Raw genomic sequence first — 19,559 nt, 5'->3', positions numbered from 1 at the left:
TTGGCCGATCCGCTGAGGTCAGGCTAAGTTAGGGTCGCCTTACCGGGTGGCGGCTGCGGTGCGCCTTCGGCAGATATCTCGATGTCGAGATAACTCTAGTACATAGGGGCCGGATGGTCATGCCCGGGCTCGCTTGTCCGCTGTCATGCAATCGAGTCGTTCGACAGCGCATCCAGTCGTTTTGGCTTCCTTGCCAGTGAACCTAGTCGTGCGGGGCGAGAGAGTGGGGAGGTCGAGTGGCCGTACCGGCTGGGCTGGATCTTGCAGCGGCTTACGTCGACCTGTCGTACATGGACGCTGTACGTGAGCGACGGCGGCGTCCGCAGGTCGCGCAGCGTCTGCCTGCCGTCCTGTGTATCGGAGGGCTTGTGCAACGTGGCGAAGTCTGGTGGGTCCAGTTCGACGAGCGGAGGTTGGTCGTACTGCTGTCAGGAGACGACGCGTCCGGGTTCCAGGTGATGCAGGTCGTCGCTCCGGCGGGCCTCGACATCAGCGGTCTGGGCATCGAAGTGACAGTCGGCGCCGGTGAAGGGCTGCCGCTCGAAGGCGTGCTGCGGCTCGCGTTCCCGCGTCCAGGCTTCACCCCGTGCACGTGGCTGACCACCGTGTCCCGGGACGACCTGATAGAGCGGGCGGCCGTCCTGTCCTCCAGGAAACTCAGCGAGATCGACGATGCCCTCCGACTCGCTGAACAAGCACAGGAGCGGACCCCGGCAACGACCGCGAAGCTCAGCGAGATGAGGGACGCCCTCCGTCGCGGTGAACTCGGGTAGACGGAGAAGGAGCCGACGCCCGCCACGGCATGGGCGATCTCGGGCGAGATGATCCACGCGGGACACCTGGCCGCCTCGACGCCCCTCACCATCGAGATCACGATCTACGGCTGGAGTATCGAGGCGCGTTCCTGGTTCTGATCATGTGGCTGGGCGGAGGCTGCGGGGCCACATGACCGCATGGTGCCACACGTGGGCCGACGTCCCATCCGGGGCAACTGCCGGATGCCGGCTGCTCCCGCGCCTCTGGCAGGCTGGGCGCGTGACGTCAGGGAGCGCCGAGGAGTTCACTGCCCACCGCCCCAGGATGTTCGGCCTGGCCTACCGGTTGCTCGGTTCCGCCGAGGAGGCGGAGGACGCGGTGCAGGACGCGTATCTGCGCTGGAGCAGCGCAGTGCGGACTCCACGGTGACCCGCGCCCACCACGATGCGGCTGGGATGGTCGTTCGCGAGGAGGTGCCGGCCGCCTTGGAGGAGGCACGCGAGGACGAAAAAGAGGCCGCGCACGGGGACGAAAGGGGCAGGTCGTCGCGGCGGGCGGTGAGCTCGACGACCCCGGGCGGGAAGAGCGGCGACGCATTCGGCGCAGGTGCCGTGCTCGCCTGAAGGCGGCCCGGCTCAGGCGCTCGCGCGGCGGCCTGAGCAGCAAGACCCATCTCGCTGCCGAGCGGCGCTGCCGCCCGCTGTCCTTCGATCTGACCGAGGGACAGGCCGCCGACAGCCCCCGCTTCATCCTGGTCCTGGACAAGGTCAGGGTCCGCGGCCCCGCCGACCGCCCACGCACCCGGCCCGACGCGGTCGCCGGCGACAAGGCGTACTCCTCCCGCGTCATCCGCGCCTACCTGCGCAAACGGAAGATCAAGACCGTCATCCCGGAGAAGGCCGACCAGGTCGCCAACCGCAAGAAGAAGGGCAGCCGGGGCGGGCGACCCGTCTCCCACGACGCCGCGCTCTAGCGAGATCGCAATAGCGTGGAACGCTGCATCAACAAGATCAAGGCGTGGCGCGGCCTTGCCACCCGCTACGACAAGGCGCCCGAGAGCTACCTTGCGGGGCTCCACCTGCGCGGGGCGGTGATCTGGATCCGCAGCCTCCGCTCAGCCTCGTGATCAGAAGTAGTAACACGAGCCCTGCAATGTCGGCGGAGAATCGCTTGGCCGGTGCTCGGCGGAGAGATCATCATGTGGCAATGTCTGAGAACCGATCCTCTGTGGCGCCTACCGTGGTGCGGCTCCCCCAGTACACCAAGGCGGACCAGGAAGAGATCCTTGGCAGCAGCGATGATCCCTTCGGTGTCGCCTCGACCGGTCTGAGCTGGCTGCCGAAAGAAGAACACTTCGGCATCAGACACGAAGACCGGCTCGTGGCACACGCTCGGCTGCTGCGACTGCCTGTCGCGATCGGCGACGCCGTGACAGAGGTGGTGGGCGTCGGCGGGGTGGCCGTCGCGCCCAGCGTGCAAGGACGTGGCCTGGCTCGGCTCGTCGTCACAGCTGCCCTGGAACACGCCCGCACGATGGGTCCTCAGCACGCACTCCTGTTCTGCCGGCCTCCCCTCGTGTCCCTCTACAAGCGCCTCGGATGGCACCCGCTCGACAACGACGTACTCGTCGAACAACCCGAAGGCCGCCTGGTGACCATGCCGCTGCGGACTATGGTGACGCCCCTGCGCGACGATGCCCGCTGGCCCTCAGGGCCAGTACGGCTGTTCTCGCTCCCCATGTGACGGAGGGCCACCCAGCACAGCGACCAGGGTTCACCCATCAGTGTCGGGTCTCGGTTACGCACCCAACCCGCTCACCTGATCGTTTGCCAACCAATCCAGTCGCCGCAGGTCAACGAGAACAGAACGACTGACTTCACTGACAAAGGACATCGCTGTCCGCTTCCGGTGACCGCCGGATGCCGTAGCCCTCGAGGCACGCCCGCGACTCCCGCCGTCAGGCACGGACGAGTCCGCCGCCGGTGAAGGGCACGCCATCGCCGACCTCGGCCACGCGGGCCGGAGGAAAGGCGAAGGCAAGCGCTTCCTCGCCGTTTCCGAACCCGGCCTCCGCCAGGACCAGCACGCCAGGGGCTGTCGAAGACATCGATGCCCAGTGGCGGCACGCTGAGGCGCTTTTTGGCAGGTACCGGCCGCAGGCAGGCGGGGCAGGGCGTCGCACTCGCTCCGGGGCAGACAAGATTTTCGTCATCAGGCCCCCCACGGGATCCGGCTGACCGGCGGGGACCTTCCGGGTCAGCTCGAACGGGGACCTGCGGGCCGCGGTGGGGGCTGTCCACGGAGAGACCGGTTTCTGAATGGGCGTCATGCGCCCGTCGAGCCGGGGTAAACGAGAGCGGACAGGCACCCCGACGAAGGAGGCCCCGATGCCCCTCACTTTCCGCAAGAGTTTCCGCATCCTGCCCGGCGTGCGGCTGAACATCAACCGGCGGTCCTGGTCGATCACCACCGGCGGCGGGGAGCACGGCCCGCGTCACACGCACAGCAGCACCGGACGTCGTACGACATCGATGGATCTGCCCGGACCCTTCGGCTGGCGTCGCACGACCAAGGCGAAGCGCCATTGACGAGCCGTCACCCGAACGGACCCCCCGAGAGGCGCCATCTCATATCTGAGATAACCTCAGCCTCATGGCAGACGACTACCTCGTACGCATCGGCAAGCTCATCCGTGACGCCCGACAGCACCGGGGCTGGACACAGGCGCAGCTGGCCGAAGCGCTCGGAACCAGCCAGAGCGCCGTCAACCGCATCGAGCGCGGCAACCAAAACATCAGCCTTGAGATGATCGCCCGAATCGGTGAAGCTCTGGACAGTGAGATCGTCTCTCTGGGCTACGCCGGTCCGATGCACCTGCGTGTCGTGGGCGGTCGGCGGCTGTCGGGCGCGATCGACGTGAAGACCAGCAAGAACGCGTGTGTGGCCCTGCTGTGCGCCTCGCTGCTCAACCGGGGGCGCACCGTGCTGCGCCGGGTCGCCCGCATCGAGGAGGTCTACCGTCTGCTCGAGGTCCTCAACTCCATCGGCGTGCGGACGCGGTGGATCAACGAGGGCGTCGACCTGGAGATCGTGCCGCCGGCCGAGCTGGACATGGCGGCGATCGACGCCGAGGCCGCCGTGCGCACCCGTTCCATCATCATGTTCCTCGGCCCGCTGCTGCACCGTATGGACCACTTCAAGCTGCCGTACGCCGGCGGCTGCGACCTCGGCACGCGGACCATCGAGCCGCACATGATCGCGCTGCGCCGGTTCGGGCTGGAGGTCGCGGCGACGGAGGGGCAGTACCACGCCGTCGTCGACCGCGCCGTCCGGCCGGACCGGCCGATCGTGCTGACCGAGCGCGGAGACACGGTCACAGAGAACGCGCTGCTGGCGGCCGCTCGGTACGACGGCGTAACCGTTATCCGCAACGCTTCTTCGAACTACATGGTCCAGGATCTCTGTTTCTTCCTGGAGGCGCTCGGCGTCAGGGTCGAGGGCATCGGCACCACGACGCTCACCGTGCACGGCGTGGCGAACATCGACATCGACGTGGACTACTCCCCCTCCGAGGACCCGGTCGAGGCGATGAGCCTGCTGGCCGCCGCGGTCGTCACGGAGTCGGAGCTGACCGTGCGCCGGGTGCCGATCGAGTTCCTGGAGATCGAGCTCGCGGTCCTGGAGGAGATGGGCCTCGACCACGACAGGACGCCGGAGTACCCGGCCGACAACGGCCGCACCCGACTGGTGGACCTCACGGTCCGGCCCTCCAAGCTGGAGGCGCCGATCGACAAGATCCACCCGATGCCGTTCCCCGGCCTGAACATCGACAACGTCCCCTTCTTCGCCGCGATCGCGGCCGTCGCCCAGGGCAAGACCCTCATCCATGACTGGGTCTACGACAACCGCGCGATCTACCTGACCGACCTGAACCGGCTCGGCGGCCGGCTGCAACTCCTCGACCCTCACCGGGTGTTGGTCGAGGGACCGACGCGCTGGCGGGCCGCCGAGATGATGTGCCCGCCGGCACTGCGCCCGGCGGTGGTCGTGCTGCTGGCGATGATGGCGGCCGAGGGCACATCGGTGCTGCGCAACGTGTACGTGATCAACCGCGGATACGAGGACCTGGCCGAGCGGCTGAACTCGATCGGGGCGCAGATCGAGATCTTCCGGGACATCTGAGCGTTGCGAAACAGCATCTGGGGTTTCTGCAACAGGTGAGCCCGGGTTCGCTCACGACCGGCCCGGCATCGGGGGCGGCGGCCCGCCGGTGGGCGGCGCGTCGGTGGGCGGCGCGTCGGTGGGCGGCGCGTCGGGGCGCGCGCCCAGTGCCGGCGCGGAAGACAGGGCCCGGCGCGAGAGCCGGTGACCTTGCCGACGCCTCCGCGTCACGATCTCCGGGCGTCACGGCGCCCGGGCACCACCATGCCGCGACGCCGCGACCCCGCCGCCCCGCCGGACAGCGCTCAGGGGGCGGTCGGGCCCCTGGCCATGCCTTGGTTGCCTTGGCCAGGGGTCCGACCGAGCGGCGATCAGGGCCGGGTCAGCGTGACGTCCTGCTTCTGCACCGCGTGGAAGCGGGGCAGGGGGAGGCCGCCGGCGGGGCGGAGCTCCATCAGTGTGACCTCGACGTGGGCGGTGCCGGGTTCGAGGTCGTCCGGGGTGGCCTTGCCGGTGTTCTGCCAGCTGTGCGCGGCGCCGTCGCACACAGCGCGGGTGCCCCCGATGCCGTGCCGGGCGCCGTCGGAGCTCTGGCCGACGGCGGAGCTGACGAAGACCGGGCCGGTGCTGCCGACGCAGCGGTAGGTGCCGGAAAGGGTGACGGTGCCGTCGGCGGCGATACGGCCGACCGGGTCGACGGTGACGGACTCCGACGGGTCCGCGTGCGCGGTGACCGCCGGGGCGGCCAGCAGAAGCAGGGCGGCACCGGCGGCCGCGGACAGTGCGGGGCGCAACGACATGGGAGAACCTCCTGTTGTGGGGGCTCCACTGGTACCGGGCGGGCAGGCCTGCGGCGGTGATCGTCACTCCTTCGGTGGCGAGTCCGCGTCGGTCGTCGACGAACGGTCCTGGACTTGTTCTGTTGCTGTCACGCTTTCGGTCGGTCTCTGGCGAGGACGCCGGGCCGGGCGCATGGTCGGTCCATAGGGGCCGGCCGGTCGGCCGATCTCGTCGACGTGGAGGTGCGACATGTGTTCCCACCTGTTTCCCAGCGTTTCTGCCCACGCCCGTCCCACTGCCGACGCCCACTCCGTGCACGTCGTCGCCGCCCACCCCGAACAGGGGTGGAACCTGCTGTGCGACGGCACGATCGTCTTCGACGACTCGGGCGCGCTGTTGCCGGACGGCCGGGTCGTGAGCCCGCACCGGGTGACCGTGGAGCGCCTGGCCGTGGCGGCCTGAGCCCATGGCGGGTCGCTCGCCCGGGTCAGTGCGGGGTGGACGGCGGCGCGTCCAGGACGGCGATCGCGTCGATCTCGACGAGCGCCTGTTCGTCCCACAGCCGCACGACTTCGACGACGGCCATCGCCGGATAGTCCCGGCCGGCCAAGCCTCGCCAGATGCTGCCGAGTCGGGGCGCGTGCGCGCGGTAGTCCGCGAGGTCGGTCGTGTGGACGGTGACCCGCGCCAGGTCGGCCGGAGCGCCGCCGCAGCGCCGCAGGGCCGTGAGGAGATTGCCCAGAGCCCGTTCGAACTGCTCCGGGAGTCCGTCCCCGACGATCTTCCCTTCGACGTCGAGCGCGGTCTGTCCGGCCAGGAAGACGATGCGCTCGCCGGTGGCGACGACGGCGTGCGAGAAGCCGGTGGACGGGGAGAGTTCGGACGGGTTGACGCGCTCGATGCTCACTCGTCCTCCTGATCGACGTTCACCACGGGCCCGACCTGCTCGACGGACTCGGCCCGCTGCTCGTCCTCTCCGGCCTGCCCGGACCCCTCCTCTGTGGCCAGCTCCGCGTACAACTCCCTTGCGATAATGCCTCGTTGTACTTCGCTGGCCCCCTCGTAGATGCGGGGCGCGCGCACCTCGCGGTAGAGGTGTTCGAGCAGGTGACCGCGGCGTAGTGCCCGTGCGCCGTGGAGTTGGACGGCGGCGTCGACGACATACTGCGCGGTCTCGGTGGCGAGCAGCTTGGCCATCGCGACCCGTTTGCGGACGTCCGGTTCCCCGGCGTCGTACGCGGTCGCCGCGGCGTGGACCATCAGGCGGGCGGACTCCGTGCGCAGGGCCATCTCGGCCACCTGGTGGGCGACCGTCTGAAGGTCCATCAGCTTTCCGCCGAACGCGTCTCGCCGGGCGGTGTGGGCGAGGGTGGCGTCGAGGGCGGCGTGCGCCATGCCGACGGCGAAGGCGCCGACACTGGCGCGGAACAGGTCGAGGGTGCCCATGGCGACCCGGAAGCCGCGGTCCGGCTCGCCGAGGATGTCGTCCTCGGTGACGGGGACGGCGTCGAAGCGCAGAGCGCCGATGGGGTGCGGGGAGAGCATGTCGAGGGCGGAGCCGGTGAGTCCGGGACGGTCGGCAGGAACGAGGAAGGCGGTTACACCACGGGCTCCGGCTCCTGGTGTGGTGCGGGCGAAGACCGTATAGAAATCGGCTTCTGGAGCGTTGGAGATCCAGTATTTCTCGCCGGTGAGCCGCCAGGCGCGCGCCCCGCCCTGCGCAGGGCCTCGGGTCCTGCGCCCCGCGCGGCTTCCCGTCCCGCTGGGCGCGCGAGCAGCCGCGCGGTCGCCCGGTCCGTCCCGCTCCGCGGCCAGTGAGAGGGCCGCGGCGTCCGAGCCCGCGCCCGGCTCGCTCAGGGCGAACGCGGCCACCGCGGTGCCGTCGGCGACCCGGGGCAGCCAGCGCCGTCGTTGGGCGGGGGTGCCGTGGGCGTGCACGGGATGGGCGCCGAGTCCCTGCAGCGCGAGCGCGGTCTCCGCCTCCGTGCAGGCGTGGGCGAGGGACTCGCGCATCAGGCAGAGGTCGACGGCGCCGGAGGCGAACAGTCGCGACAGCAGGCCGAGTCGCCCGAGTTCCGCGACGAGCGGCCGGTTGACGCGGCCCGGCTCGCCCTTCTCGGCCAGGGGACGCAACCGGTCGGCGGCCAGAGCGCGTAGTTCGGCGCACCAGGCGGTCTGTGCCGGTTCGAGCGAGAATGCGGGCATCGCCGGTCCCCTCTGCCGCAGCGGCTGCCGTGGCGACGTTCGTGTCCGGCCGCGCCTCGTCGGCGCCGGCCCGGTCGGCCCCGGCTCTCCCGACGGTATCGCGCACCGTTGACTGCCGTCACCAACGCGATACGCTCCTTGCGCGACCCCTCACGACGAAGTCCGCCCGGGCAGCCCGGCCGGAAGTCCATCCAGGCAAGGGGACGAACGCTGATGAACGTCTCGGCCCACGTCGACACCTTCGCGCGCGACCACCTCCCGCCGCCCGCCCACTGGCCGGAGCTGCGTTTCGAGCTGCCTGGACTGGACTACCCCGAGCGGATGAACTGCGCCGCCGAACTGCTCGATCGCACGGCCCCGGAACGGGTCGTGTTCCACACCCTGTCGGGGCCTTCCTGGACGTACGGGGAACTGCGCGCCCGGGTGGACCGGATCGCGCATGTGCTCAGCGACGACCTCGGAGTGATCCCCGGTAACCGCGTGCTGCTGCGCGGACCCACCACGCCCTGGCTCGCGGCCTGCTGGCTGGCGGTGCTGAAGGCGGGGGCGATCGCGGTGACCGTGCTGGCCCAGCAGCGGTCGCACGAGCTGCGCACCATGTGCGAGATCGCGCGGGTGGAGCACGCCCTGTGCGACGTCAGGGCCGTGGACGACCTCGCCGAGGCGGAGGCGCCCGGGCTGCGGATCACGACGTACGGCGGGGACTCCCCCGGGGATCTGCTGAACCGGCCGGCGTCGAGTGAGCCGTACCAAGCCGTCGAAACCGCTTGTGACGATGTTGCGCTGATCGCGTTCACCTCCGGGACCACCGGTCGACCGAAGGGCTGTCTGCACTTCCACCGGGATGTGCTGGCGATCGCCGACACGTTCTCGCAGCACGTGCTGAAACCGCTTCCCGAGGACGTTTTCGCGGGCAGTCCGCCGCTCGGCTTCACCTTCGGCCTCGGCGGGCTCGTCGTCTTTCCGATGCGGGCCGGCGCCAGTGCGCTGCTGCTCGAACGGGCCGGGCCCGGGCACCTGTTGCCGGCGATCGCCGAACACGGGGTCAGCGTGCTGTTCACCGCCCCCACCGCCTACCGGGCGATGCTCGACGAACTCGGCGCGCACGACGTGTCGTCACTGCGGCGCTGTGTCTCGGCCGGGGAGAACCTGCCCGCCGCCACCTGGCGGGCCTGGCACGAGCGGACCGGGCTGCGGCTGATCAACGGCATCGGCGCCACCGAGTTGCTGCACATCTTCATCTCCGCAGCCGACGACGACGTCCGGCCCGGCACGACCGGTGTCCCGGTGCCGGGCTGGCAGGCGCGTGTGCAGGACGCCGCCGGCGTGCCCGTGCCCGACGGTCGGCCGGGGCTGCTGGCGGTCCGCGGCCCGGTCGGCTGCCGCTATCTCGCCGATCCGCGGCAACAGCACTATGTGCGGGACGGCTGGAACGTCACCGGAGACACCTACGTCCGTGAGGCGGACGGCTATTTCCGGTACGTCGCCCGCGCCGACGACATGATCGTCTCGGCCGGGTACAACATCGCGGGCCCCGAGGTGGAGGAGGCGCTGCTGCGCCATCCGGACGTGGCCGAGGCGGCGGTGGTGGGACGCCCGGACGAACGCCGGGGCCAGGTGGTGGTCGCGTTCGCCGTGCTGCGCGAGGGCGCCCGGCGCGACACGGAGGCACTCCGCGCGTTCCTGAGGCAGGAGTTGGCACCGTACAAGTGTCCGCGCGCATTCGTCCTCCTGGACGCGCTACCGCGCACGGCGACCGGGAAACTGCAGAGATACCGGTTGCGCGCAAGCGGTTGCACCGATGGTGACCAGCCGTGATGCCGAAGACCTAAGATGATCAACGTGTCCGACCAGCCCGCACCTCGGTCTCTCATCGTCACGCTCTACGGCGCGTACGGACGCTTCGTCTCGGGCCCGGTGCCCGTCGCCGAGCTGATCCGGCTGCTCGCCGCGGTCGGCGTCGACGCCCCCTCCGTGCGCTCCTCGGTCTCCCGGCTGAAACGGCGCGGTCTGCTGCTGCCGGCCCGTACGGCGCAGGGCGCGGCCGGCTACGAGCTGTCGGACGAGGCGAGACAGCTGCTCGACGACGGCGACCGGCGCATCTACGCCACAGCGCCCGCCACGGACGAGGGCTGGGTGCTGGCGGTGTTCTCCGTGCCGGAGTCGGAGCGGCAGAAGCGGCATGTGCTGCGGTCGCGGCTGGCCGGGCTGGGCTTCGGCACGGCGGCGCCCGGAGTGTGGATCGCCCCGGCGCGGCTGCACGAGGAGACGCGGCACACGCTCCGGCGGCTGCGGCTGGACGCGTACGTCGACCTCTTCCGCGGCGAGCACCTCGGTTTCGCACCGACCACGGAGGCGGTCGGCCGCTGGTGGGACCTGGCGGCCATCGCCAAGGAGCACGAGGCTTTCCTCGACCGTCACGCCCGGGTGCTGCGCGCCTGGGAACGGCGGCCGGACACACCGCCGGAAGCGGCCTACCGCGACTACCTCCTCGCCCTGGACTCCTGGCGGCACCTGCCCTACGCGGATCCCGGCCTGCCCGCCCGCCTGCTGCCGCACGACTGGCCGGGGACCCGTTCGGCGGCCGTCTTCCAGGGTCTGCACGAACGGCTGCGGAACGCGGGGGCGCGATTCGTCGGGGTGTGAGCCCCGCCCACCCGGCTGTCCTACCGGCGCCGTGCGCACCGGCGGTTCCGACGGTCCGTCAGCTCTTGAGCCGCGAGCGCGGTCCGGGGGCGTCGGTACGTCCGGTGCGCGGCGGGCGGCTGCCCGCCCGGTAGGGCGCCGGCCAGGGCGCGCCCGGTCCGCTGTAGCCCTGTTCGGCAGCCGCGTGCAGGGTCCAGTTGGGGTCGTACAGGTGGGGGCGGCCCAGGGCGCAGAGGTCCGTGCGGCCGGCGAGGATGAGGGAGTTGACGTCGTCCCAGGAGGAGATCGCGCCGACCGCGATCACCGGGACGCCCACCTCGTGCCGGATGCGGTCGGCGAACGGCGTCTGGTAGGAGCGTCCGTACTCGACGCGCTCGTCGGACACCACCTGCCCGGTGGAGACGTCGATCGCGTCGGCGCCGTGGGCGGCGAAGGCGCGGGCGATCTCGACGGCGTCGTCGGCCGACGTCCCGCCCGGGGACCAGTCGGTGGCCGAGATGCGGACGGTCATCGGCCGTTCCGCAGGCCATGCCTCGCGGACCGCGTCGAAGACCTCCAGCGGGAAGCGCAGCCGCTCGGCGAGCGAGCCCCCGTAGGCGTCGGTGCGGCGGTTGGCGAGGGGGGAGAGGAACCCGGACAGCAAGTAGCCGTGGGCGCAGTGCAGTTCGAGCAGGTCGAAGCCGCAGCGGGCGGCCCGCCGGGTGGCTGCCGTGAACTGCTCGCGCAGATCGGTCAGTCGGGCGCGGCTGAGTTCGCGGGGTGTCTGGCCTCCCGGCTTGTACGGCAGCGGGGAGGCGGCGACGAGCGGCCAGTTGCCGTCGGGCAGCGGTTCGTCCATGCCCTGCCACATCGGCAGCGTCGATCCCTTGCGCCCGGAGTGGCCGAGCTGGACGCCGACGGCGGTCCCGGGCGCCCGTTGGTGCACGAAGTCGGTGATCCGTCGCCACGCCTCGGCCTGTCGGCCGGTGTAGAGGCCGGTGCAGCCGGGTGTGATGCGGCCTTGCGGGGAGACGCACACCATCTCCGTCATCAGCAGTCCCGCCCCGCCGAGGGCGCGGGCGCCGAGGTGGACGAGGTGGAAGTCGCCGGGGACGCCGTCCACCGCCGAGTACATGTCCATGGGCGAGACGACGACCCGGTTGCGCAGGGTGAGGCCGCGCAGCCGGAACGGGGTGAACATGGGCGGGGTGCCCGGTGGGCAGCCGAACTCGCGTTCCACGGCGTCGGTGAAGCGGGAGTCGCGCAGCCGCAGGTTGTCGTGGGTGACCCGGCGGCTGCGGGTGAGGAGGTTGAAGGCGAACCTGCGGGGCGGTTGGTCGAGGTGGAGGCCGATGTTCTCGAACCACTCGAGGCTGGCTCGGGCGGCGCGTTGGGCGGAGGCGACGACGGGCTTGCGCTCCGCCTCGTATGCGGTCGACGCGGCGGCCGGGTCGGGGTGTTCGTCCAGGCAGGCCGCGAGCGTCAGGGCGTCCTCGACGGCGAGCTTGGTGCCGGAGCCGATGGAGAAGTGGGCGGTGTGGGCGGCGTCGCCCAGCAGGACGAGGTTGCGGTGCGACCAGCGCTCGTTGACGACCGTGCGGAACGTCGTCCAGGCGGAGTCGTTGGAGCGCAGGGGGCGTCCGCCGAGGGCGTCGGTGAAGATCTTGGCGCAGCGTTCGACCGACTCGCGCTCGTCGAGCGTGTCGAAACCGGTTGCCCGCCATACCTCCTCGCGCATCTCCACGATCACGGTGGAGGCGTCGGGCGCGTACGGGTAGCCGTGCAGCTGGACGACGCCGTGCTCGGTCTCGGCGATCTCGAAGCGGAAGGCGTCGAAGGCGAAGTCGGCGGCGAGCCAGATGTAGCGGCAGCGGTGGCCGGTCGAGCGGGGGCGGAACGCGTGGGCGTACGCCTCACGGGTGGTGCTGTGCACGCCGTCCGCGGCGACGACGAGGTCGTACTGCGCGGACAGGGACGCGGCGTCCGGGGCCCTGGTCCGAAAGCGCAGGTCGACGCCGAGGGAGTGGCACCGTTCGTGCAGGAGGTGCAGAAGGCGCTTTCTCCCGAGGGCGGCGAATCCGTGCCCGGTGGAGGTGTGGCGGACGCCCCGGTGCACGATGTCGATGTCGTCCCAGCGGACGAGGTGCTGTCGCAGGGCGGTGTGGACGTGCGGGTCGGCGTGTTCGATGCCGCCCAGGGTTTCGTCGGAGAGGACCACTCCGAAGCCGAAGGTGTCGTCGGGGGCGTTGCGTTCCCACAGCGTCACGCGACGGGCCGGGTCGAGGCGTTTCAGCAACGCCGCCGCGTACAGTCCTCCGGGGCCGCCGCCGACGATCGCGACGCCGAGGGGCCTCTCCGCCGCCGTCATCGTCCCCTCCAGGCGGGCGGACGCTTCTCCTGGAACGCCGCGTGGAACTCGGCGTAGTCCTCGCCGTTCATCAGCAGGGCCTGGGTGGCCGCGTCCAGTTCCACCGCCGCCGCCAGCGGCATGTCGAGTTCCGCCGTGAGGAGGGCCTTCGTCTGGGCGTAGGCGAGCGCGGGGCCGTCGGCCAGCCGGCGGGCCAGCGCCCGTGCGGCCTCGTCGGCCCGTCCTTCCTCCGTCAGTTCGCTGATCAGGCCGATCCGCTCGGCCTCGGGGGCGCGGACCGGTTCGCCGAGCATGAGCAGCCGGGTGGCGTGGCCGAGACCGACGACCCGGGGCAGGAGGTAGGCGGCGCCCATGTCGCCGCCGGAGAGGCCGACGCGGGTGAAGAGGAACGCGAAGCGGGCGCCGGGGTCGGCGACCCGGAAGTCGGCGGCCAGGGCGAGGACCGCGCCGGCGCCGGCCGCCACTCCGTGCACGGCCGCGATCACCGGGAACGGGGCTTCGCGCACGGCGCGCACGACCTGGCCGGTCATCCGGTTGAAGTCGAGGAGCCGGGCGGTGTCCATGCCGAGGGTGGCGCCGATGATCTCGTCGACGTCTCCGCCGGAGCAGAAGCCGCGGCCCTCGCCGGCCAGCACCAGGGCGCGCACGGAGCGCTCCCGGGACAGTTCGGCGAGCAGGTCGCGCAGGTCGGCGTAGGCGCCGAAGGTGAGGGCGTTGAGTTTCTCGGGGCGGGCCAGGGTGACGGTGGCGATGCCGTCGGCGAGCTCGACGTGCAGATGGCGCCAGTCGGAGGTGCGGGCGGCGGAGCCGGTGAAGGGACTCATGAGGGCGGCCTCCTCGACGGTCCCTCGAAGTTATCACTGGGCTGTGACTGTCGTCAGGAGTACGCGATAGACCGGATGGGCAGAATCGCCGTGTCACCGCACGGCATGCCCCCGTCACACACGTCACCGGTCGTCGATAACGCGGTAACAACGGGATCAGGCGCGCGAGGACGGACGTTGTCCCGGGTAAGCCGACCGGCAAGGGGGCCGGAGGTTCCCTGCGACGCCCGCCGAGCGCTTCCGCCGGCGGCCGCCGTACCATTCCTGAAGCCGAAGGCAGGACCCTCCGATGTCGATCACGGGAACCTGCGCCACGAACGGACTCGCCTTGCACGAACCCCCCTCCGACGCAGCCGCCTCCTGGCGGATCGCGCTGCCGCACTCCGCCGCGGCCGTGCCGGTGGCCCGTGCCCTGGTCCGTACCGCGCTGGCCGAGCTGCAGCACGGCGCCGACAGCGACACCGCGGAACTGCTCACCGCCGAGCTGGTGGCCAACGCCGTGGAGCACACCGCGGGGGACACGCCGATAGAGTTGGTGGTGGAGCTGCGGCCGTCCGGCTGCCAGATCGAGGTGCACGACCCCGACCCCTCGGCGCCCGGCGACCTCACCCGTCCGTCCGGCGAGGAGCCCGACCCCTGGCAGGAGCACGGGCGGGGGCTGCTGCTGATCCGCGCCCTCAGCTCGTCCTGCGGGCACCGGCCCACCGAACAGGGCAAGGCCGTGTGGTTCCGGCTCACCGCGGTCCCGCCACAGCGCGGTCCGCGCCCGGCGTGACCGTTTCGCGGGTCGCCCGGCGGGGGCGCGAGGCGTGACGCCGGGCCGGCATCGGGCACGCGCCGGCGGGGGCGCGCCTTCGGGGGGCGTGGCTTGTCGGACGGCACGGTCTCGACGGGAGCGCACGGCCTCGGCCGGACGCTGCACGGGCCGGGCCGGGGCGGGCCGGACGGCGTGGTCCCGGCCGGCCGACGGGCGGCCGAGGGCCGTCCGGACGCCTCAGGCGAGGGTGGCGACCAGTACGGCCTTGATGGTGTGCAGCCGGTTCTCCGCCTCGTCGAAGACGACGGAGTGGGCGGACTCGAACACCTCGTCCGTGACCTCCAGGCAGTCCAGGCCGTGGCTCTCGTGGATCTCACGGCCGACCTTGGTGCCGAGGTCGTGGAAGGCCGGGAGGCAGTGCAGGAACTTGACGTCGGGGTTGCGGGTGGCGCGCAGGACGTCCATGGTCACCGCGTACGGGCCGAGGGCCTCGATCCGCTCGTCCCAGACCTCCTTGGGCTCCCCCATGGACACCCAGACGTCGGTCGCGACGAAGTCGGCGCCGGCGACGCCCTCGGCCAGTTCCTCGGTGAGGGTGACGCGGGCGCCGCTCGTGCGGGCGAGCTCGCGCGCGCGGTCGACGATCTCCGGGGCGGGCCAGTAGCTCTTCGGGGCGACGATCCGCACGTCCATGCCGAGGAGGGCGCCGGTGACCAGGTAGGAGTTCCCCATGTTGAAGCGCGCGTCGCCGAGGTAGGCGAAGGCGATCTCGTCCAGGGGCTTGACGCTGTGCTCGGTCATCGTGAGCACGTCGGCGAGCATCTGGGTGGGGTGCCAGTCGTCGGTGAGGCCGTTGTAGACGGGGACGCCGGCGTGGGCGGCCAGCTCCTCGACCTTGTGCTGGCTGTCGCCGCGGTACTCGATGGCGTCGTACATCCGGCCCAGGACGCGCGCGGTGTCCTTCACCGACTCCTTGTGGCCGATCTGCGAGCCGGAGGGATCGAGGTAGGTGGTCGACGCGCCCTGGTCGGCGGCGGCGACCTCGAACGCGCAGCGGGTGCGCGTGGAGGTCTTCTCGAAGATCAGCGCGATGTTCTTCCCGAGCAGCCGCCGGCTCTCGGTCCCGGCCTTCTTGGCGGCCTTCAGCTCGGCGGCCAGGGCGATCAGACCACGGAACTCCTCCTCGGTGAAGTCCAGCTCCTTGAGGAAGTGGCGGCCGGCGAGGGCGGTCGGGACTGTCGCCATGGGGGTCGCTCCAGAGGTGCGGTGAAAACTGTCGTGAACGGTTGCTGCAATGACACGCCCCGGAAGTCTATACGACCATCGACATTTTTATACAGACAGCTGTGCCTCTATACGGCACTCCGTTCGACCGGACAGCTCATGCACCGCGGCCCTCCCCTGCCCCGGCCCAGTTCGCCGCCCGGGATCTCGATCACTTCGATGCCCTGTTTGCGCAGATGCGTGTTGGTGGTGACGTTGCGTTCGTAGGCGACGACGACGCCCGGTTCGACGGCGAGGACGTTGCAGCCGTCGTCCCACTGCTCGCGCTCGGCCGCGTGGACGTCCTGGGTGGCGGTGAGCACGCGGATCTCGCTCAGGCCGAGGGCGGCGGCGATGGCGCGGTGCATGTGCTCCGGCGGATGGTCGGTGACCTTCAGCTCCTTCTCGCCGACGCCGGGCTCGATGGTGTACGAGCGGAGCATGCCGAGGCCCGCGTACTGGGTGAAGGTGCCGCCGTCGACCATCGTCATCACGGTGTCGAGATGCATGAACGCACGCCGCTTGGGCATGTCGAGGGCCACGATGGTCTGGGCGGAGCCGGCGGCGAACAGCTTGTGGGCGAGCATCTCGACGGCCTGCGGGGTGGTGCGCTCGCTCATGCCGATCAGCACGGCGCCGTTGCCGATGACGAGGACGTCGCCGCCCTCGATGGTGGACGGATAGTCGGCCTGCCCCTCGGACCAGACGCGGAACGTCTCCCCGTGGAACAGCGGATGATGCCGGTAGATCGCCTCGAAGTGGACCGTCTCGCGCTGTCTGGCCGGCCAGCGCATGGCGTTGATGGCGACGCCGTCGTAGATCCAGGCGGAGGTGTCCCGGGTGAAGAGGTGATTGGGAAGCGGGTCGAGGAGGAAGTCGTCGAGTTCCATGACGTGGAAGCGCACGGAGACAGGTTCGGGATGCGCTTGCAGAAACTCCCGCTTGGTCATGCCGCCGACGAGCGCCTCGGCCAGTTCGAGGGCCGGGAGGGTGTCGAATGCCGAGCGAAGGTGGTCGGTGGCGAGCACCCCGTACTCCTTCTCGTCGAAAACGCGGTCCAGGACGAGCGCTCGGGCCGCCGGGATCTCCAGGGCCTCGGTGAGCAGGTCACCGAAGAGGTGGACGGCGACCCCGCGGTCGCGCAGCACATCGGCGAACCCGTCATGCTCGGCGCGCGCCCTGCGCACCCAGAGCACGTCGTCGAAGAGAAGGGCGTCCTTGTTGCTGGGGGTGAGCCTTTTGAGCTCGAGATCGGGCCGGTGCAGGATGACGCGGCGCAGCCGCCCGGCCTCGGAGTCGACGTGGAATCCCATGACTCCATCCTGACCACCGACGACCGCCTTCACCCCCCGCTCGGCCTTCTTGGATCGTTTCGGTGCGCGCTGGCCGCGCGTTTCGTTCTCGTCCCCTTGACGACAAGGGGAGGCGTGACTATCGTTTTCTTATCGTCGCAATGACGAAAAAGGAACGAGGGGGGTCTCTCATGGCCGACATCACCCGGCGCCTCGGCTGGCGCCACCTGCGGGGCGCTCCGACGGCCCACGTGCGCCACCACCGCTCCGGCGAGCTGGCCCACGACGGGCCGGGACTCAGCTTCTGGTTCCGCTCGCTGAGCGCCGCCCTCTCCGAAGTGCCGGTGGACGACCGCGAGTTGGCGATGACCTTCCATGCCCGCACGGTCGACTTCCAGGACGTCACGGTGCAGGCGACGGTGACCTACCGGATCAGCGACCCGGCCCTGGCCGCCGCCCGCCTCGACTTCTCCATCGACCCGGACACCGGCATCTGGCGCGGCGCGCCCCTGGAACAGCTCGGGACCCTGTTGACGGAGACGGCACAGCAGCACGCGCTGGACGTCCTGGCCCGCACCTCGCTGTCGTCGGCGCTGGTGGACGGGGTGACGGCGGTGCGCGAGCGGGTCGCGGCGGGACTGGCGGCGGAACCGCGCCTGCCGGCCACCGGTATCGAGATTGTGGCCGTCCGGGTCGTCGCGCTGCGTCCGGAGCCCGAGGTGGAGCGGGCGCTGCGCACCCCGGCGCGCGAACAGATCCAGCAGGAGGCCGACCGGGCCACGTACGAGCGGCGGGCGGTGGCCGTCGAGCGGGAGCGGACGATCGCCGAGAACGAACTGGCCAGCCAGATCGAACTGGCCCGCCGTGAGGAGCAGTTGGTCGAGCAGCGGGGTACGAACACCCGCCGTGAGGCGGAGGAGAACGCGGCCGCGGACAAGGTGCGCGCGGAGGCGGAGGCGACGCGGTCCGTGCGGATGGCGGAGGCGGAGGCCGCGCGGTCGGTGAAGCTGACCGAGGCCGAGGCCGCCCGGCAGGTGCGGCTGGCGGACGCCGAGGCCCAGCGCACCGAGCGGCTCGCCCAGGCGGAGGCGGCGCGCACGGTCCGGCTCGCCCGTGCCGAGGCGGAGGCGGCGCGCGAGGTCGGCGAAGCACGGGCCCAGGCGCAGGCGGCCTGGCTGCGGGTGCACGGGGACGTCGAGGTGGCCACCCTGCACGCACTCACCGGGACACGGCTCGCGGAGAACCTGCCGCACATCGACAGCGTCACGATCTCACCGGACGTGCTGACCGGACTGCTGTCGAGGCTCGGCGCGGGGGAACGGGAATGAGTCTGGCCCCGCGAGCCGTGCTGGTCCACCGCACCACGGAGTACGAGGAGTTGGTGGCCCGGCACGGCACGCACGGCCAGGCCGCCTTTTTCCTCGCCTCGCGGGGCCGGGACATCGAGGAGGTCGCCGAGCGTCACCGTCGCACGAGACGCGCACTGGCGGAGGTGACCGCTGCCATTCCCCTGACGTGGCGCCAGTCGCGCGTCGAGCGAGCCGACTTGGACCGCTTCCTGTTCGCGCCGGAGGACGTGGTGGTGGTCGTCGGGCAGGACGGGCTGGTGGCGAACGTCGCCAAGTACCTGGCCGGACAGCCGGTGGTGGGCATCGACGCGGACCCGGGCCGCAATCCGGGCGTCCTGGTCCGCCACCGGCCCGCGGACGCGCCGGCGCTCCTGCCCGGCGCGCTCGCGGCCGGCACCGGCACGACCGAGCTGACGATGGTCGAGGCCGTCGCCGACGACACCCAGCGCCTGGTGGCCCTCAACGAGATCTATCTCGGCGCCGCCGGTCACCAGACCGCCCGCTACCGCCTGGGCCTCGACGACGACGGGGGTGCCGTCGAGGCCCAGGCCTCCTCCGGGGTGCTGGTGGGCACGGGCACGGGGGCGACCGGCTGGATCCGGTCGGTGTGGCATGAGCGAGGCGGCGGACGGACCGACGGCGAGCTGCGGCTGCCGGCGCCGACCGAGGAGCGGCTGGTGTGGTTCGTCCGGGAGGCGTGGCCGTCCCCCGCCACCGGAACGTCGCTGGTGGCGGGCGAACTCGCGGCCGGCCGCCGCCTGACCCTCACCGTCGAGTCCGAGCGCCTCATCGCCTTCGGCGACGGCATCGAGAGCGACGCGGTGGAGCTGACCTGGGGCCAGCGGGTGCGCGTGGGGGCGTGCGAGGAGCGGCTGCGGCTGGTGGGGTGAGGGCGGGGAGGGGCTGCTGCATGGTGCGGCTGCGGGCGGGCGGGCCCGCGGTAAGCGGTTACCGCTGCGGGCGACCGGTAATCGCTTGCCGCTGACAGGGTGACGGCCGGGATCGGTTGCCGCTCGTGCGCCGAAGTGAGCGGTTGCCGCTGCTGTACGACCGGTAACCGTTACCGCTGACAGGGGGGTGCGGCCGGGATCGGCTGCCGCTCGTGCGCCGAAGGTGAGCGGTTGCCGCTGCGGGCGAGCGGCAACCGGTTCCCGTCGGTGGGGTGACCGGCCAGGAGCG

At 71.3% G+C, this 19,559-nt stretch carries 19 protein-coding genes and 1 pseudogene; 12 read left to right on the top strand and 8 right to left on the bottom strand.

The genetic code is table 11. The features are described from left to right. The first annotated feature begins 368 nt into the window (after positions 1 to 368). The 4 genes and pseudogenes from ACFVYK_RS23100 (at position 369) to ACFVYK_RS23085 (ending at position 2,499) form a co-directional block, all read left to right on the top strand. Entirely contained in the window at positions 369 to 773 is a 405-nt protein-coding gene (locus tag ACFVYK_RS23100) for a type II toxin-antitoxin system PemK/MazF family toxin (protein WP_389777056.1), read from the top strand. 172 nt (positions 774 to 945) lie between these two features. Next, positions 946 to 1,185, top strand: coding sequence for a sigma factor (locus ACFVYK_RS23095; RefSeq protein ID WP_389777037.1), 240 nt, complete (start codon positions 946 to 948; stop codon positions 1,183 to 1,185). Further along, a pseudogene (locus ACFVYK_RS23090) lies at positions 1,128 to 1,882 on the top strand (IS5 family transposase); the annotation flags it as partial. The gene ACFVYK_RS23095 and the pseudogene ACFVYK_RS23090, both read left to right, overlap by 58 nt. Before the next feature lie 80 nt (positions 1,883 to 1,962). Further along, a complete protein-coding gene (locus ACFVYK_RS23085; protein ID WP_389777035.1) occupies positions 1,963 to 2,499 on the top strand; it encodes a GNAT family N-acetyltransferase in 537 nt (178 codons plus the stop codon). A gap of 214 nt (positions 2,500 to 2,713) precedes the next feature. Here the strand turns inward: ACFVYK_RS23085 and ACFVYK_RS23080 are convergent, their stop codons facing one another. Continuing rightward, positions 2,714 to 2,842, bottom strand: coding sequence for a hypothetical protein (locus ACFVYK_RS23080; RefSeq protein ID WP_389777033.1), 129 nt, complete (start codon positions 2,840 to 2,842; stop codon positions 2,714 to 2,716). Between the two features lie 301 nt (positions 2,843 to 3,143). Here ACFVYK_RS23080 and ACFVYK_RS23075 point away from each other — a divergent pair, with 301 nt between their 5' ends. Continuing rightward, complete coding sequence (locus ACFVYK_RS23075; protein ID WP_389777030.1) at positions 3,144 to 3,344, top strand: DUF4236 domain-containing protein; 201 nt, start codon at positions 3,144 to 3,146, stop codon at positions 3,342 to 3,344. Positions 3,345 to 3,408: 64 nt separating this feature from the next. After that, positions 3,409 to 4,938, top strand: coding sequence for a helix-turn-helix domain-containing protein (locus ACFVYK_RS23070; protein ID WP_389777027.1), 1,530 nt, complete (start codon positions 3,409 to 3,411; stop codon positions 4,936 to 4,938). Positions 4,939 to 5,288: 350 nt separating this feature from the next. On the opposite strand, the gene ACFVYK_RS23065 is transcribed toward ACFVYK_RS23070, so the two are convergent. Continuing rightward, the gene (locus tag ACFVYK_RS23065; RefSeq protein WP_389777024.1) at positions 5,289 to 5,717 is read right to left on the bottom strand and encodes a DUF6299 family protein; all 429 of its coding nucleotides are present in this window, start codon (positions 5,715 to 5,717) and stop codon (positions 5,289 to 5,291) included. A gap of 229 nt (positions 5,718 to 5,946) precedes the next feature. Here ACFVYK_RS23065 and ACFVYK_RS23060 point away from each other — a divergent pair, with 229 nt between their 5' ends. Then, positions 5,947 to 6,159 carry a DUF5999 family protein gene (locus ACFVYK_RS23060; protein WP_389777021.1) on the top strand — a complete coding sequence of 71 codons (213 nt, stop codon included), beginning with the start codon at positions 5,947 to 5,949 and terminating at the stop codon, positions 6,157 to 6,159. A 25-nt stretch (positions 6,160 to 6,184) separates the two neighbouring features. Here ACFVYK_RS23060 and ACFVYK_RS23055 read toward each other — a convergent pair whose 3' ends face one another. Continuing rightward, a complete protein-coding gene (locus ACFVYK_RS23055; RefSeq protein ID WP_389777018.1) occupies positions 6,185 to 6,604 on the bottom strand; it encodes a RidA family protein in 420 nt (139 codons plus the stop codon). Then, a complete protein-coding gene (locus tag ACFVYK_RS23050; RefSeq protein WP_389777015.1) occupies positions 6,601 to 7,902 on the bottom strand; it encodes an acyl-CoA dehydrogenase family protein in 1,302 nt (433 codons plus the stop codon). Before ACFVYK_RS23050 ends, ACFVYK_RS23055 begins: the two co-directional genes overlap by 4 nt. Before the next feature lie 213 nt (positions 7,903 to 8,115). Here ACFVYK_RS23050 and ACFVYK_RS23045 point away from each other — a divergent pair, with 213 nt between their 5' ends. Together ACFVYK_RS23045 and ACFVYK_RS23040 are read left to right on the top strand one after the other, a co-directional pair. Then, the gene (locus ACFVYK_RS23045) at positions 8,116 to 9,720 is read left to right on the top strand and encodes an AMP-binding protein (RefSeq protein ID WP_389777012.1); all 1,605 of its coding nucleotides are present in this window, start codon (positions 8,116 to 8,118) and stop codon (positions 9,718 to 9,720) included. Between the two features lie 15 nt (positions 9,721 to 9,735). After that, positions 9,736 to 10,548, top strand: coding sequence for a PaaX family transcriptional regulator C-terminal domain-containing protein (locus ACFVYK_RS23040; RefSeq protein WP_389777009.1), 813 nt, complete (start codon positions 9,736 to 9,738; stop codon positions 10,546 to 10,548). Positions 10,549 to 10,606: 58 nt separating this feature from the next. Here the strand turns inward: ACFVYK_RS23040 and ACFVYK_RS23035 are convergent, their stop codons facing one another. Further along, positions 10,607 to 12,895: a bifunctional salicylyl-CoA 5-hydroxylase/oxidoreductase gene (locus tag ACFVYK_RS23035; protein WP_389777007.1), complete on the bottom strand. Its 2,289-nt coding sequence runs from the start codon at positions 12,893 to 12,895 to the stop codon at positions 10,607 to 10,609. Continuing rightward, the gene (locus ACFVYK_RS23030; protein ID WP_389777004.1) at positions 12,892 to 13,719 is read right to left on the bottom strand and encodes an enoyl-CoA hydratase family protein; all 828 of its coding nucleotides are present in this window, start codon (positions 13,717 to 13,719) and stop codon (positions 12,892 to 12,894) included. The genes ACFVYK_RS23035 and ACFVYK_RS23030 overlap by 4 nt, the downstream gene beginning before the upstream one ends. Positions 13,720 to 14,008: 289 nt before the next feature. Here ACFVYK_RS23030 and ACFVYK_RS23025 point away from each other — a divergent pair, with 289 nt between their 5' ends. Further along, positions 14,009 to 14,494: an ATP-binding protein gene (locus tag ACFVYK_RS23025; protein ID WP_389777002.1), complete on the top strand. Its 486-nt coding sequence runs from the start codon at positions 14,009 to 14,011 to the stop codon at positions 14,492 to 14,494. 219 nt (positions 14,495 to 14,713) lie between these two features. On the opposite strand, the gene argF is transcribed toward ACFVYK_RS23025, so the two are convergent. Both argF and ACFVYK_RS23015 read right to left on the bottom strand, forming a co-directional pair. Further along, complete coding sequence (gene argF, locus ACFVYK_RS23020; RefSeq protein WP_389776999.1) at positions 14,714 to 15,721, bottom strand: ornithine carbamoyltransferase; 1,008 nt, start codon at positions 15,719 to 15,721, stop codon at positions 14,714 to 14,716. A gap of 107 nt (positions 15,722 to 15,828) precedes the next feature. After that, complete coding sequence (locus tag ACFVYK_RS23015; RefSeq protein WP_389776996.1) at positions 15,829 to 17,052, bottom strand: arginine deiminase; 1,224 nt, start codon at positions 17,050 to 17,052, stop codon at positions 15,829 to 15,831. Positions 17,053 to 17,222: 170 nt separating this feature from the next. Here ACFVYK_RS23015 and ACFVYK_RS23010 point away from each other — a divergent pair, with 170 nt between their 5' ends. Together ACFVYK_RS23010 and ACFVYK_RS23005 are read left to right on the top strand one after the other, a co-directional pair. Further along, positions 17,223 to 18,359 (top strand): SPFH domain-containing protein, encoded by a 1,137-nt coding sequence (locus ACFVYK_RS23010; RefSeq protein ID WP_389776993.1) that lies wholly within the window; start codon positions 17,223 to 17,225, stop codon positions 18,357 to 18,359. Next, on the top strand, positions 18,356 to 19,270 hold the full coding sequence (locus tag ACFVYK_RS23005) for a hypothetical protein (RefSeq protein WP_389776991.1): 915 nt from the start codon (positions 18,356 to 18,358) through the stop codon (positions 19,268 to 19,270). Before ACFVYK_RS23010 ends, ACFVYK_RS23005 begins: the two co-directional genes overlap by 4 nt. Positions 19,271 to 19,559 lie beyond the last annotated feature (289 nt).

This window comes from Streptomyces sp. NPDC058291, assembly GCF_042880855.1.
Lineage (GTDB): Bacteria > Actinomycetota > Actinomycetes > Streptomycetales > Streptomycetaceae > Streptomyces.
This window is presented reverse-complemented; position numbering and strand designations above follow the sequence as displayed.